Origin of the sequence: Shewanella sp. DAU305 (assembly GCF_026802235.1) — a bacterium.
Taxonomy (GTDB): domain Bacteria; phylum Pseudomonadota; class Gammaproteobacteria; order Enterobacterales; family Shewanellaceae; genus Shewanella; species Shewanella baltica.
Map to the genome: position 1 here is coordinate 2,003,100 of NZ_CP113808.1, position 25,599 is coordinate 2,028,698.

General features: G+C 41.9%; 24 protein-coding genes, 1 tRNA gene and 1 pseudogene. 14 read left to right on the forward strand and 12 right to left on the reverse strand.

The annotated features are described in order from the left end of the window. Positions 1-151: 151 nt before the first annotated feature. Entirely contained in the window at positions 152-397 is a 246-nt protein-coding gene (locus OX890_RS08480; protein ID WP_006082467.1) for a YdcH family protein, read from the forward strand. Here the strand turns inward: OX890_RS08480 and OX890_RS08485 are convergent. After that, entirely contained in the window at positions 394-3,462 is a 3,069-nt protein-coding gene (locus tag OX890_RS08485; RefSeq protein WP_268650425.1) for an efflux RND transporter permease subunit, read from the reverse strand. The two genes, OX890_RS08480 and OX890_RS08485, sit on opposite strands and share 4 nt — an antisense overlap. A 2-nt stretch (positions 3,463-3,464) precedes the next feature. Continuing rightward, entirely contained in the window at positions 3,465-4,571 is a 1,107-nt protein-coding gene (locus OX890_RS08490; protein WP_268650426.1) for an efflux RND transporter periplasmic adaptor subunit, read from the reverse strand. 139 nt (positions 4,572-4,710) lie between these two features. On the opposite strand from OX890_RS08490, the gene OX890_RS08495 reads away from it, so the two are divergent. Both OX890_RS08495 and OX890_RS08500 read left to right on the forward strand, forming a co-directional pair. After that, positions 4,711-5,337 carry a TetR/AcrR family transcriptional regulator gene (locus OX890_RS08495; RefSeq protein WP_071938258.1) on the forward strand — a complete coding sequence of 209 codons (627 nt, stop codon included), beginning with the start codon at positions 4,711-4,713 and terminating at the stop codon, positions 5,335-5,337. Between the two features lie 122 nt (positions 5,338-5,459). Then, positions 5,460-6,404, forward strand: a complete 945-nt coding sequence (locus tag OX890_RS08500; protein ID WP_259565017.1) for an autotransporter outer membrane beta-barrel domain-containing protein — start codon at positions 5,460-5,462, stop codon at positions 6,402-6,404. A 12-nt stretch (positions 6,405-6,416) separates the two neighbouring features. On the opposite strand, the gene OX890_RS08505 is transcribed toward OX890_RS08500, so the two are convergent. From OX890_RS08505 to OX890_RS08515, 3 genes and pseudogenes are all read right to left on the reverse strand, one after another. After that, the gene (locus OX890_RS08505) at positions 6,417-6,977 is read right to left on the reverse strand and encodes a chalcone isomerase family protein (RefSeq protein WP_268650427.1); all 561 of its coding nucleotides are present in this window, start codon (positions 6,975-6,977) and stop codon (positions 6,417-6,419) included. Positions 6,978-7,280: 303 nt separating this feature from the next. Continuing rightward, the gene (locus OX890_RS08510) at positions 7,281-7,760 is read right to left on the reverse strand and encodes a DUF2947 domain-containing protein (protein WP_268650428.1); all 480 of its coding nucleotides are present in this window, start codon (positions 7,758-7,760) and stop codon (positions 7,281-7,283) included. A gap of 284 nt (positions 7,761-8,044) precedes the next feature. Then, positions 8,045-8,161: pseudogene (locus OX890_RS08515) on the reverse strand (IS5/IS1182 family transposase); the annotation flags it as partial. A 113-nt stretch (positions 8,162-8,274) separates the two neighbouring features. Between OX890_RS08515 and pseB the strand changes: the two are divergent. From pseB to OX890_RS08560, 9 genes are all read left to right on the forward strand, one after another. Beyond that, on the forward strand, positions 8,275-9,288 hold the full coding sequence (gene pseB / locus OX890_RS08520; protein WP_259582477.1) for a UDP-N-acetylglucosamine 4,6-dehydratase (inverting): 1,014 nt from the start codon (positions 8,275-8,277) through the stop codon (positions 9,286-9,288). A gap of 15 nt (positions 9,289-9,303) precedes the next feature. Then, positions 9,304-10,464, forward strand: coding sequence for a UDP-4-amino-4,6-dideoxy-N-acetyl-beta-L-altrosamine transaminase (gene pseC / locus OX890_RS08525; RefSeq protein ID WP_268650429.1), 1,161 nt, complete (start codon positions 9,304-9,306; stop codon positions 10,462-10,464). 3 nt (positions 10,465-10,467) lie between these two features. Beyond that, on the forward strand, positions 10,468-11,151 hold the full coding sequence (pseF, locus tag OX890_RS08530; RefSeq protein ID WP_259582475.1) for a pseudaminic acid cytidylyltransferase: 684 nt from the start codon (positions 10,468-10,470) through the stop codon (positions 11,149-11,151). A 30-nt stretch (positions 11,152-11,181) separates the two neighbouring features. Beyond that, the gene (pseG, locus tag OX890_RS08535; RefSeq protein ID WP_268650430.1) at positions 11,182-12,684 is read left to right on the forward strand and encodes a UDP-2,4-diacetamido-2,4,6-trideoxy-beta-L-altropyranose hydrolase; all 1,503 of its coding nucleotides are present in this window, start codon (positions 11,182-11,184) and stop codon (positions 12,682-12,684) included. A gap of 7 nt (positions 12,685-12,691) precedes the next feature. Then, positions 12,692-13,747, forward strand: a complete 1,056-nt coding sequence (gene pseI / locus OX890_RS08540) for a pseudaminic acid synthase (protein WP_259582472.1) — start codon at positions 12,692-12,694, stop codon at positions 13,745-13,747. 30 nt (positions 13,748-13,777) lie between these two features. Beyond that, a complete protein-coding gene (locus OX890_RS08545) occupies positions 13,778-14,920 on the forward strand; it encodes an N-acetyl sugar amidotransferase (RefSeq protein ID WP_259582471.1) in 1,143 nt (380 codons plus the stop codon). A gap of 4 nt (positions 14,921-14,924) precedes the next feature. Beyond that, entirely contained in the window at positions 14,925-15,539 is a 615-nt protein-coding gene (gene hisH, locus OX890_RS08550) for an imidazole glycerol phosphate synthase subunit HisH (RefSeq protein ID WP_259582470.1), read from the forward strand. Continuing rightward, positions 15,533-16,282, forward strand: a complete 750-nt coding sequence (gene hisF / locus OX890_RS08555) for an imidazole glycerol phosphate synthase subunit HisF (RefSeq protein ID WP_259582468.1) — start codon at positions 15,533-15,535, stop codon at positions 16,280-16,282. The genes hisH and hisF overlap by 7 nt, the downstream gene beginning before the upstream one ends. Before the next feature lie 583 nt (positions 16,283-16,865). Continuing rightward, on the forward strand, positions 16,866-19,337 hold the full coding sequence (locus OX890_RS08560; RefSeq protein ID WP_259582466.1) for a 6-hydroxymethylpterin diphosphokinase MptE-like protein: 2,472 nt from the start codon (positions 16,866-16,868) through the stop codon (positions 19,335-19,337). A gap of 161 nt (positions 19,338-19,498) precedes the next feature. Here the strand turns inward: OX890_RS08560 and OX890_RS08565 are convergent, their stop codons facing one another. The 4 genes from OX890_RS08565 to OX890_RS08580 form a co-directional block, all read right to left on the reverse strand. Further along, positions 19,499-19,786, reverse strand: a complete 288-nt coding sequence (locus OX890_RS08565; protein WP_259582465.1) for a hypothetical protein — start codon at positions 19,784-19,786, stop codon at positions 19,499-19,501. Further along, positions 19,783-21,090: a motility associated factor glycosyltransferase family protein gene (locus tag OX890_RS08570; protein WP_259582464.1), complete on the reverse strand. Its 1,308-nt coding sequence runs from the start codon at positions 21,088-21,090 to the stop codon at positions 19,783-19,785. Before OX890_RS08570 ends, OX890_RS08565 begins: the two co-directional genes overlap by 4 nt. 49 nt (positions 21,091-21,139) lie before the next feature. Then, positions 21,140-21,215, reverse strand: a tRNA-Arg gene (locus OX890_RS08575). A gap of 55 nt (positions 21,216-21,270) precedes the next feature. Beyond that, positions 21,271-22,437 carry a flagellar assembly protein FlgT gene (locus OX890_RS08580; RefSeq protein WP_259582457.1) on the reverse strand — a complete coding sequence of 389 codons (1,167 nt, stop codon included), beginning with the start codon at positions 22,435-22,437 and terminating at the stop codon, positions 21,271-21,273. Between the two features lie 279 nt (positions 22,438-22,716). Between OX890_RS08580 and OX890_RS08585 the strand changes: the two genes are divergently transcribed. Continuing rightward, positions 22,717-23,349 carry a FlgO family outer membrane protein gene (locus tag OX890_RS08585; RefSeq protein ID WP_006085650.1) on the forward strand — a complete coding sequence of 211 codons (633 nt, stop codon included), beginning with the start codon at positions 22,717-22,719 and terminating at the stop codon, positions 23,347-23,349. Next, positions 23,346-23,795, forward strand: a complete 450-nt coding sequence (locus OX890_RS08590) for an LPP20 family lipoprotein (protein WP_268650431.1) — start codon at positions 23,346-23,348, stop codon at positions 23,793-23,795. Before OX890_RS08585 ends, OX890_RS08590 begins: the two co-directional genes overlap by 4 nt. Positions 23,796-23,937: 142 nt before the next feature. On the opposite strand, the gene OX890_RS08595 is transcribed toward OX890_RS08590, so the two are convergent. From OX890_RS08595 to flgA, 3 genes are all read right to left on the reverse strand, one after another. Beyond that, positions 23,938-24,363: a flagella synthesis protein FlgN gene (locus tag OX890_RS08595; protein WP_011847321.1), complete on the reverse strand. Its 426-nt coding sequence runs from the start codon at positions 24,361-24,363 to the stop codon at positions 23,938-23,940. A 2-nt stretch (positions 24,364-24,365) separates the two neighbouring features. Beyond that, on the reverse strand, positions 24,366-24,689 hold the full coding sequence (flgM, locus tag OX890_RS08600) for a flagellar biosynthesis anti-sigma factor FlgM (protein ID WP_006082433.1): 324 nt from the start codon (positions 24,687-24,689) through the stop codon (positions 24,366-24,368). 75 nt (positions 24,690-24,764) lie between these two features. After that, on the reverse strand, positions 24,765-25,472 hold the full coding sequence (gene flgA, locus OX890_RS08605; RefSeq protein WP_006082432.1) for a flagellar basal body P-ring formation chaperone FlgA: 708 nt from the start codon (positions 25,470-25,472) through the stop codon (positions 24,765-24,767). Between the last annotated feature and the right edge of the window lie 127 nt (positions 25,473-25,599).

A 25,599-nucleotide genomic window follows, 5' to 3' on the forward strand; every position in this document is an offset into this window, starting at 1 on the left:
TTACCAGTTTTGACTTGAGTTAATGGATTCATTCCACAGACATGTCGGCAGATAAAAAGTCCTGCTAACTGGCCGTATTGTGATGGCATGGACTAAGCTGCTTAAGGTGAATGGAGTTCATAGTGTCAGAACCATTATAGGGGAAGTGTATATGCTAGGTGAGAATCATGCGTTAGTTTATGAGTTTCCTGATTTTGTCGATCAAATTAAGCATCTAAAAGTCAATAATAGCGCCTTTGCGACTATGGCCAGTCGTTACCATGAGCTCGACAATAAAATTAGGGCACTGGAGTTAACTAAAGTGCCCACCGCCGATGAGCACTTTTTAGCGTTAAAATTAGAGCGGTTAAACCTCAAAGATAAACTGTATCAATACCTAGTCCACGATGCGATTTAAGCTGGAATGGCGGACTGATTGTTCGCCTTACGGGTTTTCATCAACAGTAAATACATAGTCGGTACCCAAACCAGAGAGAGCAAAGTCGTCAGCAGCGTGCCGCCCGCGATAGCAATGGCAAAGGGAGGCCAAAATCCGCCGCCAGCAATGATAAGTGGGATAAACCCGCCCACTGTGGTGATGGTTGTTGAGCTGATATGGCGGCCACAACTGCTGACGGTTGAGACTATGGTTTCCATATCGCCGAGTCTGGCACTTGGCATATCCTCAAGTTCAGCCAAGATCACTATGGCAGCGTTAATGGCCAGTCCCATCAAGCCTAGTAAACCTATGATGACAGGGAATCCAAAGGGATAGCCGAACACAAACACGGCTAATAGGCCAAGCCCGGCTGATTGTATCGCGCTCAACAAAATGATGGCCGTGAGCCTAAAGGAGTTGAACGACAACACCACAGTGGCCAATAGCAAGGTGACGACTAACATCACATTGGACAGCAAATTGCCGACCGCTTCGTTACGTTTCGCGCTTTCACCGCCGATTTCAATGCGATATCCCGATGGCAGCGCGAGTTGTGCCACTTTATCTTTGACATCGTTCAGTACTTGGGCGGGTAACACACCACTGACAATATAGGCTTCTATGGTATTCACCCTTTGGCCATTACGTCTTGGAATGGCGCCGCGACTCACTTGCACTTCGTTGTGGGCGAGGGCAGAGAGCGCGACCGACTCACCCGAAGGGGTCACTAATTGAATTTCTGAAAGGCGGGTGACTTGTTCGCGACTGCCATCACCGAGTCGCACTCGAACGGGTAATGACTCCGTTTGCTCAAGCACGCTGCCACCGATAACGCCCGTGGTCGACATTTGGATCTGCTTGGCAATATCCGTCAGACTTAAACCACTCATCAGGCTGGCATCTTCATTCACTTGCAGCCACAGCTTAGGCGCACCGGCACTTAAAGTGGCTCGGGTATGGAGTACGTCCGGCGTTTGCGCGAGGATATTGCGAACTTCGTCGCCCAGCGATCGCAACGTATCGAGATTCGGACCGAAGATCATCAACTCTACCGGCGCATTAAAGGGCGGACCTTGCTCGAGTTTGCGTACTAGCACTTGTGCTTCGGGGAAAGCACTGTCGAACTGCTGTTGTAATTCGGGGATCAGCTCATTGGCACGTTCAAAGTCGGTCACTTTCACCATGGCCTGCGCATAGTTAGTCGCGCCCTGTTGGCGTTGCGTCAGATTGTAATAAAATGAGGGCGTATTGCCGCCCACCACCCAATCGACTTGGGTAATCCCATTGACTGCATGGAGCTTTTTATCCATCAGCTGCACTTGGTTCAAAGTGTTTTCTAAACTCACATGGGGCGCAAGATAGACTTCAATTTGGAACATGTCCCTGTCCGATGGCGGAAAGAATTGCTCTGTCATCTTGCCTGAGGCGTAAAAACCTAATACTGGCGTAATGCCGATAAGCAGCGCACTGAGAATAGGGCGTTTAAGGGCGATTCTGAGGCTGGTTTGAAAATATTGGCTCACCAGTGGGAGGTTGATCCCGTGTTGATACCAGGCATCATGTTTGCCTTCATGGCTAAATCGTCCCGCGAGTCCTGCAATTATCGTGTGGGAAATCAGGTAAGAGCCCAGCAGCGCAAACATCACTGACATAGCAATGCCACCGACAAACTCCCCAGCGGCACCGGGCATCAGTACTATGGGCGCAAAAGCTAAAATCGTGGTAATCGTTGAACCTGCTAAGGGCAGCCAAAGATGGTGTATGGTTTCACTCACTGCGGCTAGGCGGCTCATCCCTTGTTGACGCCGTTGTGAGATGGCATCAACAATCACAATCGCATTATCCACCATGATCCCAAGGGCGACGACGAGTCCAGTCACCGACATTTGATGTATGGGCAGGCCGATATATTTCATGCAGGCCAAGGTAAATAGTGCCGTGAGGGGCAATGAAATCGCCACTATGATGGCGTTTCTTAGTCCTAAGGTGAGTAGCAATACCAGCAAGATGATCACAAATCCTTGCAGCAGGTTAACCACGAGTCCGCCAAGGCGATCGCTGGTGTAACTGTTTTGCTCGAATAGCCATTGGATCTGGATATTGGCGGGCACTTCGCGGTTAAGTTCATCGACGACGCTATTCACTTGTGCTTGCCAGAGATCGACACGGCTATTGTTAAGCATGCGCGCGGCGACAAAAACGCCTTGTTCACCATCGACTAAGGCTATGCTGTCCGCGGGCGTTTTGGCTTGGCGCGTGACAGTGGCTATATCCCCAAGGCGAATGATTTGGCCTTGGTTATCAATTTTGAGTGGCACTTGGCGAATGCGGGTTAAGGAGTCGAGTTCGCCCGAGACTTCGACTAAGGCGCGAAACTCACGATTGTTGATTTCACCCGCAGCAATTTTACTGTCGGCGCCGCTGAGAATATGGGCGATGGAAGCGGGAGTGAGTTGTAACTGGCTCATCTTGTTGCCGTCAAGCTGCACTAGCATTTCTTCGGTCGGTGCGCCGTAGAGTTTGACAAAATCCGTGCCCGACAACAGCCTGAGCCTGCTCTGTAATTCCTTCGCGTAGCGGTTGAGCATATCGACTCGAACGGGCGTATTGCTATTCCACACTAAGCTTAAAATGGCGGTGTAGGCATAACCAATTTGATCATCGAGTGTCGGGGATGGTATGCCCTCGGGCAGATTGATTTTCGCATCGGCTAATAAATCCCGCGCCCGAGACCACACGGGATCTGTCTCCATGACTGTGTCTTTTAATTCTAACTGTATGACTGAAATCCCCGGCCGAGAGGTCGATTGGATCAGCTTGATTTCTTCTAAGCGTCTGAGCTGATTTTCGAGCACTTCAGTGACTAATGCTTCGACCCGTTCAGCAGAAGCTCCGGGATAAGGGGTGATCACAGAGGCGAAACGGTTAGTTATGTGTGGATCTTCAGTGCGCGGCAGACTCGAGATAGCGCCAAAGCCCGCGACCAGTAATAGTGCAATAACGAGGCTGACTAAGCGGCCATTTTCAACAAAGGCTTTAATCATAACTACCTCGTGGCTGCGGCAATAGGAGACACAGCTTGGCCTACGACCAGCTTATGGAGTCCTTGGCTGACATAGATTTCATTGGGCTGAATCGCGCCTTGAATGTAGGCCATGTTTTGGGTGGTGTAGAGGATTTCAACATCTCGGCGCTCTATGATGGATTGCTGTTCATAGTTTGCGATGACATACAGATTCCATAATCCGCGAATGCCATCTGTCAGCGCTGAAATTGGCACCCAATACCCAGCTTGCTCAATTTGCTGCTGTTGATGCAGATACGCAATTTCACCGTTAATCACACGGGCATCTTGGGGCAGGCTGATCCTAAGTTGTAGGGTGCGACTGACGGGATTCACTTCGGCGCTGATACCGGCAATTTCGGCGGTAAAGGTTTGGTCTTGCACGCTGACTTGTACTTGCTGTCCGGCGTGAAACTGCTCCGCTAACGCGACAGGTACGCCAATGTAGGCTTCAGGATTGATATTGCCCACTAAGGTGAAAATGGGGCTACCCGCAGCAATCACTTCGCCTAAGTTATGCAGTCTTTGGCTGATGGAGCCCTCAAAGGGCGCCACTAAGATGGATTTATCGAGCTTAAGTTGATTGGCATGCTGTGAGGCAAGTAGGCGGTTTTTCGCCGCTGCTAAGCTATTTAATTGTGAGCGGTTTTCATCTAATAGCTGCTCAGAGACATAGCCAGATTTTTTCAATTCTTGATTACGTTTTAGAGTGCTGGTGGCCAGATCAACATCGGCTTGGGTTTGCGCCAGACTCGCTTGGATCTCTTGACGCTCGGCTTCGAGTAGTCGGGTATCGAGGATTGCCAGTATTTGACCTTGCTTCACTTTGATACCGGAATCGGCCTGTAGTTCGTTTAACTTTCCTGCAAGTTCAAAGCCGACGCCAGTTGTGTTACCCGCACGGATAGTCCCCGTGAAGGTCTGCTCGTGCTGATAGCTTGGGGTCAGGAGCAACGCTTGGCTTGTGACTGTGGGCAGTACGGCTGTCGTGGCGTGTTCAGTGACTTCCTTTTGACAGGCGGATAATGTGACTAAAGCAAACACGCAGACGCTGATAGTGCGCCAAGAACGTCGGGCAGTTCGATCCATTTTAAGTGCTTCCGCTGTAAGTTAAACGTTAATGCTATGTAACTAGACTTGCTAGTCTAGTTGCGCGGAACTAGACTGTCTAGTCTATTTTGTGCTTAACTAATGCCAATTTATTATGTCTATCTATTCGAGAGTCGATATGACGCATTCCTCTGAGACGCAGTTACCTCTGAGCCGTAGCGAACAAAAACGTCAGCAAGTGCTTGTAGCTGCTATTGATTTATTTTGCCGTCAAGGGTTTCCCCATACCAGTATGGATGAGGTTGCCAAGCTTGCGGGCGTGTCGAAACAAACCGTCTATTCCCATTACGGCAGCAAAGATGAATTATTTGTTGCGGCAATCGAATCTAAGTGTGTTGGCCATAATCTTAATGATGATTTGTTAAGTGATCCCACTAAGCCTGAATCGGCATTAACTCAGTTTGCCCTGCAGTTTGGGGAGATGATCGTCAGCCCTGAAGCTATTACGGTATTTAAAGCCTGTGTGGCACAATCCGAAAGTCATCCTGAAGTGTCGCAGTTGTTCTTCGACGCGGGCCCGAAACATATAGTGGGGTTATTGGCGGATTATTTAGTGACAGTAGAAGCCCTAGGGCAATATCACTTCGGTAATGCGCACCATAGTGCGGTGCGTTTATGTTTAATGTTGTTTGGTGAGCTAAAACTCAAATTAGAATTGGGCTTGGCGGCCGATGAACTCGTTGACGATAGAAATGAGTATATTTTGGGTTGTGCAGACATGTTCCTGAAGGCGCATCGGGTTTAATAAAACTTGCACAATATAAAAGTATCATTTTGTATCTGAATATTGAAAGCATGAACCTTTTAGCTTGATAGCGCGTATTATGCGCAAAAATCTGCTAATCAATTTAAATGCAAGGAGCTGACGTGGCTAATCGAGAACTCTCACCATCGAGCGCAAAACTGCGCCTGCTGAAAAGCGCTGTATTACTGTTGCCGTTAATGAGCTGTGCTGCTATTGCAGCGGATAAACCTTCGCAGGAATACAAGCCTTTTAGATTAAGTGTCGCGCAGATCAGCACCCAGAGTGCCGAGGTTGCCAATGGCAATACCGAGCTACAAAGGGACAGTTTATTACTGAGTGCAGGGATGAATGTTCCGTTAAATCAACAATGGTCTTTGGGCTTTCGTGTGGGTTACGACAGGCTGGATTATGATTGGCGCAATATCACCCTCACTGGCGCTAACAATGTCGCCCCGCTTTTTGGTACCGACGGGCAGAATTGGGATCATATCAATCGCTATCGTGCCGGAGTGTCGTTAAATTATCGCATGGATAAACATTGGGCCTTCTTTTTAGCGCCGCAGATCCAATATGCCTACGCCGACACAGCATCGGCCAGCGAAGCCCAGAGTTACGGTATTGTGGCGTCTGCCATGTATGCATTTGATTCGGGGAATATGATTGGCTTTGGCGTCGCGTATCTCAATGATATCGATGAAGTTCGCACTGTGCCTTATCTCGCCATGCGCTGGCAGATAGATGAACATTGGGCACTCGCCAATCCTTTCCAAGCCGGTTTTAGCGGTCCCGCTGGATTAGAGCTGAGTTATCGATTTAATTCCGATTGGAATGTCGGCTTTGGTAGTTCGCGTCGTACTGAGCGATTCCTTATCGAAGATGATGACACTGTGGTAGAAACGAACGAATGGGTGAGTTATTTACGTGGAGGTTGGCAAGCAACCCCAGCATTAACAGTGAATCTTTACGCCGGTTATTACTTTGATGGTGAGTTAGAAGTGACCGACCAAGCCGCACTTGAAATGGATAGCCAAGGCGCTGCCGCCTTGGATATCGAATTCAAATTCTAACGTTAATGTCAGTTATTTGCCCAGCATGGCCTCTTTGAGGCTTTTCTGGGCAGGTTTATCACCTAGCCAAATTTTTAACAGTGCTTGACGGAACATTTCACCTTCGATGGTGGCTTGTTCCTGACCATTTTTATAGGCCGTCACGCCGCGGGCTTTATTGGCGACTAAGGTAAATTGGTCACCTTCTTTAATTTCTTCGTTAAACAGCGCCATAAAGGCATCGATTTGCGGTTGAATATCGGCGGTATTATCTGCGGTCGCGTGCTCAAAACCTTCAGTGATCGCATCGCGCATTTTTTCTGAGGTGATCATGCCAGAGGTAATATTAAGGCGGATTGCCGCAATCGGAGCATCGATAACCGCTGCAGTGCTACTCAAGGCTGCTGGCAAATACAGACTGCCAACATATAAATCCATAAAGAACTTACTGCGAACGCCCGCGCCATTGAGCTGTAATGCTTGGCTATTTAACGTCACAGTATCGGCGACTTGCACACCTGATACTTCTTTGGCCATTAATGTGTGGGGTAATAACAGCGCGCTTGCTAGGGTAAGAGTGGAGAGTAACTTCATAATACACCTCATTTTTCTATTTTAATTATTGGGTTTAAAGCAGATTTTATGAGTATTTACAGCAGAAAGTTGACCCCCAACTTTTCAAATACTCGACACCGAAAATGGATGTTAATCTAAAGAAGAGGGGAGAGATAGGCTAATTGTGCCAAAGCATCATTCGAAAATAGTTAAATATGACATACTCATCATTAAGTATGAGCATGCCAACAAGATGAATCATCGCGTTAAACAATTGACGTAAAAGTATTGGTGTAAAACTATCGGCGGCAAATCATCAACGTTACACTTTCTGCGTGAAAATTATCCGCGAGTGCCTAGCTTGTACTGACCACTCTGTTCGAACATCACAGCTTGTTTCTGTTTTGGTGAGATCAAAATTGGGCCGTCGTCGAAGAAGAGAAAACACTTCCAATTACGGACGAACACATCCCAACGAGTTTCAATAATCTGATATTTTTCATAGCAAAAATAGACAGTTGTCTCATCTGGCCATTGTATAAATTCAGCTAACATGGTGGGTAAACTGCTCTCTTCACTATCCCAAGCACTCTGCCAATGATCTGTTTCCACCCAAGCATCAGCCTTCGCCGCCCAGTCTCCCTTAGTAAATTGCTCCGCACGATTACTCTTGTTGCTGATCCATTGATTCCAGATTTCCATCGATGATTTCTCTGTCAGAGGTTTAATGGAGAGTTTATCTTCATCGGTCACAGGTAAATCTTGGTGGTTGAAAATCCACTTACGGCGAAATTCATTTAGGGGGATATAGGTATTGATCAAGCAGATTCTCCTCAGTAGGGCGCTAAATAGTGTTAACCCCATGAAACACGAATGACACAGATTATACGGATCCCATTAAGATTATGGAAATTTTGCTAAATAACGGAGCTTCTGGGTTGGTTAAGAATACTGAGATGGTCACCTCGGTTTTAGCATCGCTAATGTGCCATGATTTAGTTGACCACTACAAGATGCACAAAATCTGACATGAGGTGAAAGGTGAATTATCGATTAGCACAATTAGTTTGAACAACGAAGGACATTGGCCTTGCTAACCCTGAAGTGAACATATATGTTTCAAGTATTTGTCTATGTTCATGATGGCCATAAACACGGCCCATGCTTTTCATTAAATGAAATAGCTTTTTCCTGCAAGCATCGGTTAGCATAAGTCTTGGTATAGCTCGAGATTATGGCTACTTTTAGCGAAGTAAATTATAACTTTCTTGCTATGCTGTCTAAAATCAATCTCGAAAGATCAACGGACCCTAGTACATGGAATTAGGAAAATAAGATGCTAAATCATAAAACTGTTTTGATCACCGGCGGTACAGGTTCATTTGGTAAGCAATTTATTCAAACTATCCTTGAGCGCTATCAAGATGTTAAGAAAATAATTATTTATTCCCGTGACGAACTAAAGCAATTTGAGATTCGTCAGAAGTATCCTCTGAATGATTTCCCACAGCTACGCTTCTTTATTGGTGATGTGCGTGATAGAAATCGTATGATACAAGCATGTGAAGGCGTCGATGTAATTATCCACGCGGCAGCTATAAAGCAAGTCGATACTGCAGAATACAACCCAACTGAATGTATTCGTACGAATATAGATGGGGCTGAAAATGTAATCCAAGCAGCACTTCATTGCGGGGTTCGGGATGTAGTTGCGTTATCCACTGATAAAGCATGTGCACCAATTAATCTATACGGTGCGACTAAACTAGCGTCAGATAAGTTATTTGCTGCTGCAAATAATATAAGAGGCTCTAAAGACATTCGATTTAGTGTTGTTCGTTATGGAAACGTCATGGGATCTCGCGGCTCAGTGATCCCATTCTTTATTAGTAAGAAAAAAGAAGGTATTCTGCCCATCACACACGAAGAAATGACCCGCTTTAATATTTCGCTGCAAGATGGTGTCAATATGGTTATGTATGCACTCCAATATCATCTTGGTGGCGAAATTTTTATACCTAAAATCCCATCCTACAAAATTCTAGATATTGCACATGCAATCGCGCCTGAGTGTGAAATTCAAGTGGTAGGAATTCGTCCAGGTGAAAAACTGCACGAAGAAATGATCACCGATACAGACTCATTACACACTATCGATTTAGGTCGTTATTATGCCATTTTACCATCAGTTTCATATGCTTACACTGAGGATGAGTATATTAAACATCATAAGGCGGTAAAAGTACCGTTTGGATTTAAATATAATTCCTATACTAATACTGAGTGGGAAACGATTGAAGGGTTACGTAAGCTTATCGTTGAACACGTAGATCCTAATTTTACTGTTTAGGAATAGAGGAAAATAATGATTCCTTATGGCAAACAAGAAATTATTCAACAGGACATAGACGCGGTTGTTGAGGTTTTACAATCTAATTTCTTGACTCAAGGCCCACAGGTACCTGCTTTTGAAGCAGCATTAAAGGCATATACTGGCGCAGAATTTTCCTTTGCGGTGAATAGCGCTACGTCGGCTTTACATATTGCTTGTTTAGCTCTTGGTTTGGGACAAGGTGACACGCTGTGGACATCTCCTATCACATTTGTAGCATCAGCAAATTGCGCTTTATATTGTGGTGCCAAGGTCGATTTTATCGATATTGATCCCCATACTTACAACATGAGTGTCTATGCTTTAGAAGCGAAGCTTCTTCAAGCCAAGGCTGATAATGCCCTACCTAAGATCGTTGTGCCTGTTCACTTATGCGGACAATCGTGTGATATGCAAAAAATCCATATGCTATCGAAAATATATGGATTTAAAATTATTGAAGATGCATCTCATGCTATCGGCGGTTGTTATCATGGTGAACCCATTGGTAACTGTAAGTACTCAGATATCACGGTATTTAGCTTCCACCCTGTAAAAATTATAACGACAGCCGAAGGTGGCGCAGTGATGACCAATAGCAAGGAGTTGGCTAATAAGATGGCTCTCTATCGCAGTCACGGTATCACTCGAGATGCTGAGTTTATGCAGAATGAATCTCATGGTGGTTGGTATTACGAGCAAATTGCTCTTGGTTTTAATTATCGGATGACTGAGTTACAAGCAGCGCTTGGTGTGTCACAGATACAACGCTTAGATAGTTTTGTTGTTGCTCGTCACCATCTTGCTGATCGTTACAATCATTTACTGAAACACTTACCTGTAACATTACCTTATCAATTAGATGGTACCTATTCAGGCTTGCATTTGTATGTCATTCGTTTGCAATTAGACGCGATTTCAAAGACACATCGAGAAGTATTTGAAGCACTGCGCGGTAATGGAATAGGTGTCAATTTGCATTATATCCCAGTACATACTCAGCCTTTTTACAAACAAATGGGCTTTAAAGTAGGTGATTTCCCTGAAGCTGAAGCTTATTACCAAGAGGCAATTTCATTGCCAATGTTTCATTCTATGACCGAAGTTCAACAAGATGAAGTGGTTCGCGTATTAACCTTCGTATTGAAAGGATAATGTATGAAAGTTGCCATTATTCCAGCCCGTGGTGGTAGTAAACGCATACCGCGGAAGAATATCAAAATTTTCCATGGTAAACCCATGATTGCATACTCAATTGAGACTGCATTGGCTGCTGGATGTTTTGATAAAGTGATCGTCTCTACAGATGATCAAGAAATAGCCGACGTTGCCATGCAATATGGGGCAAACGTCCCTTTTTTGCGGCCAGCTAACATTGCTGACGATAACGCCACCACGATGGATGTTATGCAACATGCTATTGAATGGTGTGACATGCAAGGTTGGGACACGGAGGTTGTATGTTGTCTATATGCCACAGCCCCTTTCGTTACCTCCGATGATCTGCTCGACGGTTACCAAAAGTTACAAAATCAAGACGACGTTGAATTTGTTTTTAGTGCGGCGACCTTTTCATTTCCTATCCAACGTGCGTTTAAGGTTTCTGGAGAAGGTGCGGTCTCAATGTTTGACCCTAGACAAGAGTTAGTGCGTTCGCAAGACCTAGAGACAGCCTATCATGATGCAGGGCAATTCTACTGGGGGCGCAAAACCGCATTTTTAGAGTGCAAGTCTATATTTTCTCCTCATTCTAGAATTGTTTTACTGCCTAGATGTAGAGTTCAAGATATTGATACTCAAGAAGATTGGGACTTTGCAGAAGCGCTGTTTTCCTTACTTTAACCGAGATAAGATTCATCATTGAGAATTTTTATGAAAGTGATTTTTCGCGTTGATGCGTCTATTTGGATTGGCAGTGGCCATGTAATGCGTTGCCTTGTTTTAGCTGATGCATTAAAAAATGTCGCTGCAGATGTAAGTTTTGCCTGCTTGCCTCAACATGGAGATATGATTGCTTATATAGAGCAAAGGGGGCATAGCGTGACAAAGATGACCCCCGTTTTGTCACCTGTAACGCCAGTAGATGATGCCGATTATCTCGGTTGGCTTCAACGAAGTGTCGATGAAGATGCATCAGATTTTATTAGTAAAATCCAACAAGCTGAAATCGTAGTAACAGATCATTATGCTATTGGGCGGGAGTGGCAACAAAAAATCAAAGCCGCATTACAATGTAAAATTGTTGCCATAGATGATTTGGTTAGGCTGCATGATGCGGACTGTATCATCGATCAAACCCTAGGGCGAAAAGCGGAAGAGTATTTTAACAATACAACCATCTTAGCTGGAACTGACTATGCGCTATTGGCTGAATCATTTAGTCATTATAGGACGCTAGCCATAAGTAAGTCTTCACCTAAAGCGATCCCTAAAGTTTTAGTTTCCATGGGCGGAGTTGATGCACCTAATGGGACGCTAATGGTCTTGAAATCATTAGTTGGAAAAGTGGATGCAATCTTTACCGTGCTATTGAGTCCCCGAGCCCCTCATTATCAGGAGGTTGTAGCGTGGTGTGATAGACATGGATCGGTAACTCATGTTGGCTTTTGTGACAATATGGCGCTTTTGATGCTAGATCATGATATTGCCATTGGAGCACCGGGTTCGACTAGTTGGGAGCGAGCCTGTCTAGGCTTACCTAGCATCATTATTCCTCTGGCTGCAAATCAGAAAACTATTACGACACAACTGGTCAATCATAGAGCCGTTATTACATTAGAATTGAATGAGATTCGTCAAAAAATTATCCATGCTTTTCAAATGTTATTAAGTGATTGGGAAACATATCATAAAGTGAATTTAGCGTTATGTGATGGGAAAGGCGTTAAACGAGTTGTGCTTAGCCTTCAGCAACAGGCAAAAGCGATAGAACACTGTGATTTTGAATTAACTTTGGCTACATCTGCAGATATTAAGGTTGTGTATGATTGGCAATGTCATCCCAAAACAAGGCAGTATGCGTTAAATACAGCGGTACCTACATGGGACGAGCATTTATCATGGATGGTAAGAAAACTGACGTGTCCAGAGGATTACTTTTACATTATTAGGCACCGCTTATCTAAGCAACCTTGTGGTGTGTTACGTTTAGATAAGCAAAAAGATAAAAATTATCTGGTGTCGATATTTGTGAACCCTGAACAATATGGCATAGGTGTTGCTAGTAGTGCCTTGTTGTTGGCGGATTTTATCCATCCAAATGTTACTTTACATGCAACAGTTTTAGAAAATAACCAAGCGTCTCAACAATTATTCATCAAAGCGCATTACCTGCGAGTTTCGACAGAACAGTTTATTCGCTTCCCTATAAAATAGGATTGTTATGAAACCGTATATCACGATAGATGGTCGTAAGATTGGGCCGAGTTACCCTCCATATATTATCGCCGAGTTATCTGCTAATCATAACGGCGACCTTAATCGTGCATTTCAAATATTAGAAGAAGCAATGAAAGCGGGCGCGGATGCGGTTAAATTGCAAACTTACACCCATGAAACCATCACCATGGATTGTGATTCAGAAGAGTTTCAAATTCATGGAGGGCTTTGGGACGGACAAACTTTGTATGAACTGTACCGAGATGCTCATATGCCATGGGAATGGCATAAACCTCTCTTTGATAAAGCTAAAGCCTTGGGTATTACTATTTTTAGTTCGCCTTTTGATTTTTCTGCGGTTGACTTACTAGAAGAATTACATGCACCAGCATACAAAATTGCTTCATTTGAATTAATTGATTTGCCACTGATTAAGCGTGTAGCCCAAACGGGTAAACCGATGATTATGTCGACAGGGATGGCTAACGAAGATGAGATTGCAGAGGCAATCAAAACTGCTCGTAATAATGGCTGTGAAGAAATAGTCATTTTACATTGTGTAAGTGGTTATCCAGCACCAGCGGAACAATATAATTTAAAGACCATTGCTGATATTTCTCAACGTTTTGACGTGCTGTCTGGCTTATCTGATCATACAATTGATAATGCAACCGCTGTGGCTTCAGTTGCTTTAGGTGCTTGTTTGATCGAAAAGCACGTTACTATTGATCGAAATGGTGGTGGTGCTGATGACTGTTTCTCAATCGAACCTCCTGAATTAGCTCAACTGTGTAAAGACGCAAAAACAGCATGGCAAGCGATGGGCAAGGTTAATTACGAACGAACCGAAGCTGAAAAAGGTAACGTGAAATTCCGTCGTTCGCTCTATGTTGTTAAAGATATTGGCGAAGGTGAAGTATTTACAATGGAAAATATTCGCAGTATTCGACCAGGCTTTGGTATGGCTCCAAAATTTTTAGAAAGTGTTATAGGTAAAAAAGCATCCAAATTTTTAGAAAAAGGCACAGCGCTTCAAGCCAAATTTGTATCAAAAATATAGTGCTCTATTAAATGGCTTTAAGGAATGTATATGCAATATTGTAAAAAATGTATTATGCCAGTGACTAGACCTGAGCAAGTATTTACGGATGGTATTTGTGATGCATGTCATTCCGCAGTAGAAAAACATTCTACAATTGATTGGGTTAAGCGTAGTGAAGAATTTGAAGCAATATTAGATAAGTATAGAAGTAAAGATGGTAGTCAATATGATTGTATAATTCCTGTTAGTGGTGGAAAAGATAGTTGTTATCAAGCAATTACTATGCGAGATAAATATGGAATGAACCCACTATGTGTAACTCATACACCTTGTGATTTAACTCAGGTTGGAATAAAAAACTTAAATTTCTTACGAGATCAAGGTTTTGATCTTATACAGATATCTGGCAATAGAAAGCATTACCGGGAGTTAGTGAGAATAGGCTTTTTTAAATTAGGTGATTGTTGTTGGCCAGAGCATATAGGTATTTTTACTGCTCCAGTTAGAGTTGCGGTTAACTATAATATTCCACTGTTGATTTGGGGGGAGAATTCACAATTTGAATACGGTGGACCAGCGACTAAAAAGGAAAATAATTTTTTAGATAGAAATTGGTTAGAACAATTTCAAATGAGCGGGCATAGGTTGTCAGATGTAGTCCATGATGGTGTGGAATTGAAGAATATTCAGACATTAATATATCCAAGCGACGAAGATGTTAAGCGCGTAGGTGTAACAGGATTATTTTTAGGCTATTTTGAAAAGTGGGATTCTAAACGTAATGCAGATTTTTGTTGTAGTTTAGGTTGGAGCAAAAATCCTGATGGCCCAATAGAAGGTGCTTTTAACGATATTGAAAATCTAGACTGTAAATGGATCGGTGGTCTTCATGATTATATGAAATTCATCAAATATGGATATGGTAGAGCAACTGATCAAATTTGTATTGAAATCAGGGCTGGACGAATGACCCGAGAAGAAGGTATTAAAGCATTAAGAGAGTCTTCTGAAGGAACCATACCGTGGAAATATGTTCCAGATTTTTTGAGTTATTTAGATATAACTGAAACTGAATTTTTAGCAAACCTAGATAGATTTACCAATAAAATGATATTCGAACGTAAAGAAGACACTGGTGAACTCTGTAAAGATTTAAAGGGTAATTTAATCAGAAAATACTTTCCAGGATAATTAAATGCTTAAGATTGTAGATCTCGAGGTTGGTAATATTGGTAGTGTTATTAAGGTCATAAAGCATCTTGGGGCTGACTTTGAGTTAATAACTCTGCCAGAACAACTTGAAGGTGCCAGTAAAATTATTCTACCTGGAGTGGGCAGTTTTTCTGCTGCGGCTGAAAAAATGCATGAATCAGGTTTTACTGAAGCATTGAATGAACAAGTATTAAAAAATAGGGTGCCAGTACTCGGGATTTGTGTTGGTATGCAATTATTGGCAAAGCTGGGGGTCGAGGGGGGAACCTCAAAAGGGCTTGGATACATAGATGCGACAGTAGAACGAATTAATAGTTTTGACGGAACTCTACTCGTACCTCACATGGGGTGGAATGACATTTGCTCACAAGATATTCCTATTTTTAAAAATATTGATAATAATAGTTGCTTTTATTTTGTACATAGTTACGCAATGAGGATATCAGATAGTGAAGATGTCAGTATTGCTTATACAAAATATGGAGAGAATATCGTCGCCTATGTTAACAAAGGTAATATACATGGTGCACAATTTCACCCAGAAAAAAGTCAGCAAGTAGGCATTCAATTTTTACGGAATTTTATAGAGTTATGTTGAGAAAACGTATTATTCCAATTGTTTTATTAGATGGTTTTTCTGTCTTGAAAACAATTAACTTCGATATTAGACGTAACTTGGGTAGCCCAATAACAGTTGCTAAGATATATAATACTCGAAACGTGGATGAGTTAATTTTATTAGATATTGATGCTTCCAAGCAAGGGAGAGCTATAGATATTTTTACGATTAGTGAAATTGCACGAGATTGCTTTATGCCTCTGACTGTTGGGGGTGGTATTAAGTCTATTAAGGATATTCGTGGTTTGCTTTCAAAAGGAGCTGACAAAATTGCTCTTAACAGTTATGCATTAGAAAATCCGATTTTTATTCAAGAAGCCGCAAATGTCTTTGGTTCGCAATGTATAACGGTTTCAATTGATGTCGTGGAAGACGAGCAAGGTTTTTTTATATATAGTAATCGCCGCATTAATCGAGAACTATCTTTAATGAAATGGATAATGGAAGTTGAGAAACTCGGTGCAGGTGAGCTACTGATTAACAATGTAACGAGAGATGGTTGTATGAATGGAGGCTGTGTAGAATTAGCAGCATTAATATCTGACAGTGTTTCGATACCCGTGATTTACGCTGGGGGAATTTGCAGCCCTGCAGATGCTGCTAATGTAGCCAAAACTAACGTATCTGGTTTAGGAATATCAAGTATTTTTCATTTTACAGATTTTACACCCAAGGATTGTAGTTTAGAACTTAAATCTCAAGGTATTGCCACTCGGTATTGAGCATGTATGTGTTTGACTTAGTGAACATAAACTGAAAATCTAACTGCAGACTACGTGATTAGGTACTGAATTTTATGAAAAAATTTTCAGCACTGAAGATTGCCTAACTAATTGAATCATCTTAGTTTGGTGCCATTAATTTCTATGCATTCAAAACCTTTTTGCATCGCTTTTTTACCCATTTTGGGTCATTGTAAATGGCTTCTGCGCGAACAAAAGTCGCGGTAGTCTCCGTAAGCACGTGCAATTTTATCACCACTTCCTTGCGACACCATTTTTCGTTGGCCAATAATTATTTGATGTAACCAAGTAATTTCTACTCCTAGGCAGTCGCGCCGCCGTTGATTTTTTGCTAGCAGTTGACGCAGACAATCATTAGTTATGTTGAGGCAGTAATATTGCATCAATTAGTTAACCAAAATAACTATGTCACTACAAATAAATCTATAATCGGCTTGTTTTACATGAAAATGTACTGTTCATAAGCGGAACATAGAGTTAAAGTTAAAGCTATGAATTTTCCATGTCGAAATTCGAGAGTTAGAAGTCAATTTTTTAATGTGATGAATTGTAAGGATGATTTATGAACCCTATTGAGGACGACTTAAAATTTTCAGTGAATGATTTTGGTGAAAAATATTTGTATTCAGTAGATCGAATCTGTTTTGAACGTTCTGACTCAAATACCGTTTTTAATAATCACTTTCAAGATGAATTGTGGGGAGATGATACATTCAATGTAATCGTTGGTACTGATTCTGGTTTGTTAGTTGATTATGTAAGAAAGAATCGTAAGGATAATAATTCTGTTTATGTCTTTATTGAATTGGCACATCTTTTAGATTCAATTATTTCGAATTGTAATTTTCATAAAGACGACAATATTTTTATATTTGGTGTTGATAATTGGGAAGATGGAGTAGAGAAACTGCATTTGCCGCAATATATATATAAAAATAAATTGCGTTTTTTTGAATCATTAGGGGCTAGATACGAATATTTAGATGAGTATCATACCCTGAAGTTTTCTACTTATGTCAGTTTGGAAAAAATCACATATAGCAATAAAGTGACATTAGGTAGTGAAAAGTTTGTTGTTCGTCAATTGCAAAATGTGTCAGAAAATATCTTACCTGTTTTACCTTTAAAGGATATTTTTACAGGATGTACTGCGATTATTCTTGCCGGTGGACCATCGTTAGATGATTGTCTTCCTTGGGTAATTGAAAATAGACAGCGGTTAGTCATTATCGCTGTATCGAGAATAGCGAAGCGTCTCTCACAGTTGTCAATTATTCCTGATATATTTGTTTCCGTGGATCCATTTGATGACAGTTTTGAAGTCAGCAAGGAAATGCTTGAATTCCCACCATCTGTTGTTTTTGTTAATTCGTACCACGTTGTTGCAAAATTATTGTCACAATGGCATGGACATAGTCTATATTTAGGCACGCGTTTTCCTTGGGAGACAAAAGCAAATTTAGAAAACGTTGATGGGGCAGGACCAACTGTAAGCAATTCGGCATTGACTCTGGCTATTACGTTTGGTTTTTCAAAAATATTATTTGCTGGTATTGATTTGTGCTTTTCCAAGGAAGGTTACACTCATGCCAAAGGAAGTATCGAAACTAAACAAGGGCCTCTACTCACTGCAGATGGAATATGGGTTGAAACAAATGCTAATGAAATGGCAGAAACAGACTTCCCTTTGTCAGTCGCTCGGGAACAAATAGAAACTGTTGTGTCTGAGCAACCTGATAATAAAGTTGAATTTGTAAATTTTTCTATGAATGCGGCAAAAATTAAAGGAGTGATTTGCAAAAGCTTTCATGAGGTTGAATTGATAGGGAAACCTATCGATGCTATGAAGAAACTTATCGATTATTGTAGTAGTCTTACTGATGAGAAAAGAGAAGCTGAGTGTAGCCTTGCATTAAGGGAACTTACGAAAGTAAGAAAAGATTTGCTACATATAATTTTGCTAGCTGAAGATGGTATATTAGCGAATAAAAAAATATATGGCAATCAGCCAGAGCATGAAAAAATTCGCTACACTACTAAGTTAAATAAAATTCAACGAAAATTAGACAAAAATTTTTCGTATGTATCTCGGATTCTCAAATGCTATGGACTTATTTACTTCGTTGAATATATGGATCCTAGCTCTAGTGATGCTTGGGATGAAGTTAAACTTGAAAAAAGCGGTGAGCTTTACTACTTGGCGTATAAGAAAAGCGCTAATAAATTGCTAGATCTCATCAATGAGAGTATTGAAAGAATTTTAGTTCGCAAAGAAGAGTTCAAAAATCAGCCTAACTTTGATTTGATGTTTAAGGCTTGGGCTAAAGATAATCAGTTGGGCAGGGCTTGCCTCTGGAGTCGAAGACATAATTTGGACTCTCAAGATATTGATATTAAAGATAAGTTTTTACAAATTATTTCTGACTATAGAGCCGTTATTAATGCTACTGAAACTGAGCATGCTAAATATATTGAAAAGCGAGCGAGCATCGATGGTATAGAACATAAAGCAACGAAGTTTTTTGCAAAACGGGATTTAAATGGGCTAAAAAAATTGGCGTTGAGTTTGTCTTTACAATCTCAAAAAAGTGAAGCAAAGGATTCTCTAGCTCATCTTTTGTCTGGTTATATAGCTGTTTTAACTGATGAAAAGCAAAATGCTTTAGAGCATTTTTTGCAGACTAGTATTGAGAGTCATCGTCTGTACGCATTGAACCAAGTTGTAGGTATGTTTATGAAGAGTGAACAATTTGTTGAGGCAAAATTAGCTCTAAAAGACTTATGTCATTTATCTCCAAGATACCTAACTAAACTTGCTCATTTGGAGTTTTTAACAGGAGAGTCATTAGCTGCGGCAAATACATATAATGAGTATTTATCGCAATTTGGGGAGGATATTCACGCTTGGATTGCATTGGCTAATGTTTTCATAAGATTAGGCGCAATAGAGTCTGCACAAATTGCATTAAATTATGTGTTAAGTGTAGAACCTGATAATAAACAAGCGACAACTTTGCTTTCATCTCTAAGTTAGATAACGGATTCTAATCGGACTTGCCAATTCTGAAATTTAAAATGATTCTATTCAGAGTTGGCTTGTTAGAAAGCAATATTCAATCTAATTAATTACAGTTTGTCGTCTTTTAATTTATTTTTGGCATAGATTCAACTGTCAATGTCTATGTTTTTCTGTATTCAGATGTGATTTTTATTGGGCTGGTTTTTCAATGCATTTTCGACTAAAGAGTATATTTCATACTGTAAAGTATCCGCAAGCCCGATTAAATCATGTCTTTTTTGAGCTGAGACAACTTGTTCTATTAGTGAGTTTAACTCGAGTTGCTCTGAGGGTGATAACGTTAATTTCATAAGGTCATCTGCAATTCTTACCATTAATTCTGACCCTCGAGACTCTTCAGTCACTAAAAAGTGTGTCGCGGCTGAACGCAAATTTTGAAGTAATTTTTTCGCGCTAGAAGTCATAATGAATATACCAAATCTTCCAGTTTTAAATAAGAGCACTTGGATATTTTGGCTCCATCTGTGCTGGTTGTGTAAAAGTTAACATTTGGATGTAAAGTAATATATTCTTCTAATGCTTCTATGTAAGAAATAAAGCTTAGGCTGCTTGAGACCTTATTGCCTCGATTGTTGATTACCCATTGATGATGTGGTTGTATTGCGCTATACATATTGAGTTCACCGTCCAACCAGCCAGTATGTGATACATTATTTGGGAAACACAAATCGCAACCTATTAAATAAATATTGCTCGCTTTCATGTTCACCGCTAAATCTACCGCAGTATGAAGAACGCTTCCGCCAGAGTAAAGAGCATTATGGTGCTGCAGTAATCTTAAAGAGTTGTATAAAGGACTCTGGCCATATGCGACATATCTATTTCCCTGCCATTTTCGAAGTACATGATTTTCAAGTCTTGGGAAATAGACTAAATTGATTCCATTTGAATGTTCAGGAATCAGATGAGTATCATTAATGTCTTCATCAATACTGACCACAATTTCAGGTTTAATATTGTTCTGTAATAGATACCTTAAAGCCGTATCAAGAGCGATGATAATTGGCCGATTACTTTTATTGTAAATTTCTTTGAGTAACGTGATGGCATTTTCTAACGAAGGGCCTGTGCCAATAACGATGACGTGTTGGCAAGGAGGCTGATAAAGTTCTGACACATCGGCATCTGTCAGAACTAATTCTTCATTTTGTTTGAATCGGCCCAAAATTTGAGGGTCTTGAGCCTGATGTGCTCTTGCCGCAAAGCGAGTTTGGTGGTGGATTAATATTTTGTTTCTTAACGCCGCGCCTTCATCATCGGCTAACACTAAATCTGCAGAAGAGCTTAGAAACGGGGTCGCTAATTTGCTATCCGGTGTCGCTAAATGCAATTGGCATTTAGGATTCGATAACCAATCCGTTTGATCTGTATAGCTAAGCACCAACTGAGTGACCGCAAGGTTAAGTATGGTCACATTCAGTTTTTCTAGTGGGTAGTTAATCAACAGTTCTCGAGGTAAATCACCTAAGCCTAACCCATATAAATGGATCGTATGGCTATTAGGGGGCAACTGGCTGATATTAAGATTAACTTCTGCCATGCGATCATGGCGACTACTCAATTGAATTCCATTAACGCTAATGGTCTGGTTTTGGCCTTGAACTAGGTGCGAATCTAGATGGTTGATAGATTGGCTTTTAATTGTTGCCGCGACGATAGGCCAGCGACGTTCGATAATGGCAATGTTTGATGTGAACAGGTCGGTCATTCCGCATCCTCTGGAATTGCTTATTTCAGACGCCAGTTCGATTACTATCTGGTCTCTCCACAGGGACTCGAACCCCGATCGGCCGCTTAGGAGGCGGCTGCTCTATCCTGTTGAGCTATAGAGAGACGACAGTGATTATACTGGTTTTATCTCTGATTAAAAGGCTTATGATTTAGTTGCTTAAATCTTAAGCGCTATGTCGTTTATCTGCACATTGTAGGCTGCATTTTGGTCTAAAAGTACTGCTGTTGAGCTTTCTTCACTCACTTGTTCAATTTTTACCGTGGCTCGACTTTTGGTTGCGACGGCGCGCATTTCATTGAGTCGATCGGGTAGGTTTTGCTGTAATACGACTTGGAATTTATCCCCGACACGAATGCCATGTTTACGGCCGAGATTTAAAATGATCCTGTCCGCTTGGCGGCTCACGACTTGGCCGAGTAAGGGTCTGCAATTGAGAGTACTGTCCAAATCGTGGGTAGCCTGTTGCATTAATTTAGTAATATTTTTGCCATAGGATGATCGCCAGAATCTGTCCGTATTCGGTGCAATAATGGCTTGTTCTTCAAATTCCCATGGCGCCGATGTGCTGTAGCTTTTACTCCAGACTTCTTCGCCACTGATCCCATGATAGAGGCTAAGTTTGAACTGGAATTGCCTGAGTGGAGCTTCATCCCAGAATCCTAGGAAGGTTGGCTGCACTGGCTCCATTGAGATATCCATAATTTGTGGTTGGAGAATATATTGGCTGTCGGTAATTTCACTGAGCCAGCTTGGGAGTCGATAACCGCGAATATCCACTAGATCTTGTTTAATATCGAGCAGCTCTTTAGCGTGAGTGTGGCTAAAACCTGTGGAAGAGTAATCTTCTATAATACTGCCTAATTTTTCTGAGATCACTTCTTCAAAGCCTGAAAGCTGTCCGTATCTGAGCTGAGTACGATCTTTGATTTGTGCTTGAGGAATTAAAATCGCGGCCTTTAATTGTCCATTTGGACACTGCTGCGTAGGATCATCATTTAGATCAAGTCGTAGGGACACATAAATTTTGTTTCCCTGGATTCGTTCGCTAACGAGTTGGATGCTGATGGCTTGGGCGTTGCGATTTATCGCGAAGTTATTCTGTGTAAGGTTTCCGTTAGAGGTTTGTTGTTCACTGGATATTTGAATGCCCGTGCTTAATGTAGCATAGCTAACGGCTTGATTAATCGCTTCTTCCCTTGCTTGAGCCGTATTACCATTGATAATAGTCGCTTCACCACTGGCTTCCATCCATTCGGCTCGAATAGGTAAAGACAGCAGTGCAAGGCTCAAAATGATGAGCGAAGCTGAACGTGGTATGTGCATCAATACAATCCTTATCGCTAAGCTATTGGCGAGCTTGCTAATCGAGCCAGTTTCCTGACACTTAACCTAATATACCGACAAAGCAAATTTCATGCCTGACTAACGAGAGTTTTCGATAAAGTTTCCATTGGCGCAGTCGATATACAGCGTATGAGCATAATATTGTCGGGCTGGAGCAATTTTGGTCCGAAGATTGCTGGCTTTTGTTACTCACAAAAATGAGACGCATAGAGTGTGAGTTATTTAATTGCCAGTACACCCACAGATGAGGTAAATCCAATGCTAAAGCGTGTGATTATTCCCTTAACATTACTGATGTTAGGTGGATGTGTGGCTAAATCGGTTACACCGCCCAAGCCGAGTTTAGTGGATGGCAATGGGTTGCCGCCAACGGCAGTGATCAACCATTTAGCACAGCGAATTGTGACAGAGCTCGTTAAGCAAAATGATGCTCTGCGTTCTGATCAACCAATCGTCGTCGCCACCCCTGTATTAGTGGGTGACATGAATGGCACAAATGCGTTGGCGCAGCAGTTACAGCAAGGATTAATGACGTCGCTCCATAGCTTTCAGTTTAATGTGGTTGATTTAAATTTAGCAGATGGCTTGAGAGTGACGGCTAATGGGGATTTTATTTTGACGCGAGATTGGCAACAATTGTCGAAAAATCTTCCCGTTGAGCATCTTGTCGTTTCGACGATGAGCCCAGTAACCAATGGTATGGCGATCAATACTCGGATTGTGAACATAAGTAACAATCGTGTGGTATCGGCCTCTCAAACTTTTGTGACTCAAAAAGAGTTGGCAAACTACATGCAGCCTTCGGAGCAAATTGTGTCACAAAATGGCATCTTATATCGTCAGGCGAGTCCAGGCATGAATGAAGTGCGTGTTTTAGGAGATGGAAAATGAAACGCTACCTTTTAGTTATTGCGGCGCTAATGCTAACTGGCTGCGCTGCTAAAGATAGATATGTGCAATGGGAGGATGTGCCGCCGCCGAGTTTTCCTAAGTTAACGGCCATAGGATATGCGCCCTTAGCGACTCAACCGGCTAAAGAACAATCACAAAGAGTGTTGATGGCCATGCAAGCATCAAAAATTATGGCCTATCGTGAATTAGCAGAACAAGTTTATGGGCAGAAAATAACGGCAAACAGCAGTGTTAGTGATTGGATGTTGACGGACGATAATGTCAAAGCGTCGGTTTCTGGCGTGATCCGTGGTGCGCGGGTCGTTAAGAGTTATCCGGCTGGCGATCATTATGTCACTGAGTTAGAACTGGATTTTTCACAGGTATGGGCGCTGTATCAGCAACAGAGTCGTCCACAGCGAGTGAAAGAAGTCACGTATTTTTAGTCATTTCTACATGACTCTATTGAGCCGCGTACTATGCGAGTAGTTATGCGGCTTTTCTTTTTCTGCACAAGTATCAAAGTCTAATCTTTAATCAGAGCAGAGCTTAGAAGCGGGAAATACAGAGTGGGAATTGATGCGCCTGTTAGGCCTTTAAATCATTACCTAAACTTGAGATAGTTGAGGTCTTGCCTTTATCGTTATACGTAAGGCTGGAGGCGTTTCTGCTGGCTTGTAAAGCTTGAGCGAAGCGATTGAGACTGGCTAAATTCATCTCAATTAAACTGGCATTTTGATCGTTCAGTTCTTTGCATTCAGTTAATGCGTCTTTGACAACGGCCATTTTATGCACGAGTTCGGTTTGCTGAGTGAGTTGAGACTTATCAGTGTGGTTTGCCAGAATATCGTCATTAGTCTTGAGTTCTTTCAGACATTGTGATTTTTCGTTAGCAAGAGAAAGCAGTAAATCGGCGTTTTGGTCAACCAAAGCGCCTTTTTCCTTGAGTATGATTTGCTTAAGAACAGCCAAATGGGCGTGTTGTAGATCTACCAGTTTAGCTATTTCAGTCATAGTTACTCTTTATTCAAGTCATTAAGTTCGGCTTCAAAACTTGCAATATTGGCAGCCAACTTTTCAGGGTCAATTTTATAGCGGCCTTCGGCGATAGCCTGTTTAATTTCGGCCACTTTCTTTTGATCAACTTCAGGAAGGCTCGCCATTTTAGTCTGAGCTCCTTGAAGTTGTTGCGCTTGCGCTGTAATCACCACTGAGTCGCTTCTTTGTGGTGTTGTCGATTTTGTGGCAACTTGAGCAGATTGATCGCTGCTAGTTTTAGTTGCACCTGAACGAACTTGTGTGGTCGTTGCAGTGTTGAGTTTGCTAATATCAATTGCCATTTTCGGCTCCAGCGTCGTGTGTACGGGATTTCTTAACTGGGGTATCGGCAGCTTATAAAAAAGCTTTAGATTATTTTACATTCTTACTTCAACTTCGCCAATGCCCGTGACTATAGCATCTAGTTCTTTGTTTGAACTGCTATTTTTGACTCTGATCCGATCACCTTTATTGCCATCTTGTAGGGCTTCGCCCGCAGTTTTAAGTTCGAATGAGTTAGAACGAACATAAATAGATACCGAGTCGTTTTTACACACGAAGCATAAGTTATTGCTCAATATAGGATAATCCTTCGAGACGCGTCGTTTTACTCGTACACCTGCTAATTTACTTGGGTCATCAAACTCAGCGCCTCGTAAACTATTTTGCTCAATGTAACGGATTTCAACTTGGCTAGGGGAGATGAGTTCGCCAGGCGCTAAGGTTTCAGTTGTGACAACAACGGGGAATAAAATATCCACTCTAACCGAGATATAAATCTGCCAAGGGTAAGCGAGCTCTTGCGTATCGCAGCTGACTTTTAGGGTGTTATTACGGCTAATTTCCCTGTCACTAGCCAATTCAACCTTAATCGGCGACGAACATTGTGACGGCAGCATTCTTGCGTCAACTATTTGCGGCGAAATATCGACTTTGGCATTAGCGGGCACGGATATCTTTTCTGAAATAAGCGCTTTAGCTAATTCTGAGATGGCCGATACGGTGGGAACAATAGGCTCTGCACTCGCAAAAGCGGGCATGAAGAGGGCGAAAACACTAAAAAAACAGACTAAATTTACTTTCATAATGAAGAGACTAGCTTGTAACGCCAGAATGCACCTATACTTTTATCAAGTTCGAAGCTGACCACTGTAATAATAATTTGCATCACTGTCAGAAGATTGACTCAGTTTCGACTATGTTTATCGATAG

Coding starts and splice junctions, on each gene's coding strand:
- hisF (WP_259582468.1), top strand. CDS start 15,533: ATGTTGAGAAAACGTATTATTCCAATTGTTTTATTAGATGGTTTTTCT.
- hisH (WP_259582470.1), top strand. CDS start 14,925: ATGCTTAAGATTGTAGATCTCGAGGTTGGTAATATTGGTAGTGTTATT.
- pseI (WP_259582472.1), top strand. CDS start 12,692: ATGAAACCGTATATCACGATAGATGGTCGTAAGATTGGGCCGAGTTAC.
- OX890_RS08495 (WP_071938258.1), top strand. CDS start 4,711: ATGACGCATTCCTCTGAGACGCAGTTACCTCTGAGCCGTAGCGAACAA.
- OX890_RS08490 (WP_268650426.1), bottom strand. CDS start 4,571: ATGGATCGAACTGCCCGACGTTCTTGGCGCACTATCAGCGTCTGCGTG.
- OX890_RS08485 (WP_268650425.1), bottom strand. CDS start 3,462: ATGATTAAAGCCTTTGTTGAAAATGGCCGCTTAGTCAGCCTCGTTATT.
- flgA (WP_006082432.1), bottom strand. CDS start 25,472: ATGAAAGTAAATTTAGTCTGTTTTTTTAGTGTTTTCGCCCTCTTCATG.
- pseF (WP_259582475.1), top strand. CDS start 10,468: ATGAAAGTTGCCATTATTCCAGCCCGTGGTGGTAGTAAACGCATACCG.
- OX890_RS08590 (WP_268650431.1), top strand. CDS start 23,346: ATGAAACGCTACCTTTTAGTTATTGCGGCGCTAATGCTAACTGGCTGC.
- pseG (WP_268650430.1), top strand. CDS start 11,182: ATGAAAGTGATTTTTCGCGTTGATGCGTCTATTTGGATTGGCAGTGGC.
- OX890_RS08585 (WP_006085650.1), top strand. CDS start 22,717: ATGCTAAAGCGTGTGATTATTCCCTTAACATTACTGATGTTAGGTGGA.
- OX890_RS08570 (WP_259582464.1), bottom strand. CDS start 21,090: ATGACCGACCTGTTCACATCAAACATTGCCATTATCGAACGTCGCTGG.
- OX890_RS08480 (WP_006082467.1), top strand. CDS start 152: ATGCTAGGTGAGAATCATGCGTTAGTTTATGAGTTTCCTGATTTTGTC.
- OX890_RS08595 (WP_011847321.1), bottom strand. CDS start 24,363: ATGACTGAAATAGCTAAACTGGTAGATCTACAACACGCCCATTTGGCT.
- OX890_RS08505 (WP_268650427.1), bottom strand. CDS start 6,977: ATGAAGTTACTCTCCACTCTTACCCTAGCAAGCGCGCTGTTATTACCC.
- OX890_RS08565 (WP_259582465.1), bottom strand. CDS start 19,786: ATGACTTCTAGCGCGAAAAAATTACTTCAAAATTTGCGTTCAGCCGCG.
- OX890_RS08580 (WP_259582457.1), bottom strand. CDS start 22,437: ATGCACATACCACGTTCAGCTTCGCTCATCATTTTGAGCCTTGCACTG.
- pseB (WP_259582477.1), top strand. CDS start 8,275: ATGCTAAATCATAAAACTGTTTTGATCACCGGCGGTACAGGTTCATTT.
- flgM (WP_006082433.1), bottom strand. CDS start 24,689: ATGGCAATTGATATTAGCAAACTCAACACTGCAACGACCACACAAGTT.
- OX890_RS08545 (WP_259582471.1), top strand. CDS start 13,778: ATGCAATATTGTAAAAAATGTATTATGCCAGTGACTAGACCTGAGCAA.
- OX890_RS08560 (WP_259582466.1), top strand. CDS start 16,866: ATGAACCCTATTGAGGACGACTTAAAATTTTCAGTGAATGATTTTGGT.
- pseC (WP_268650429.1), top strand. CDS start 9,304: ATGATTCCTTATGGCAAACAAGAAATTATTCAACAGGACATAGACGCG.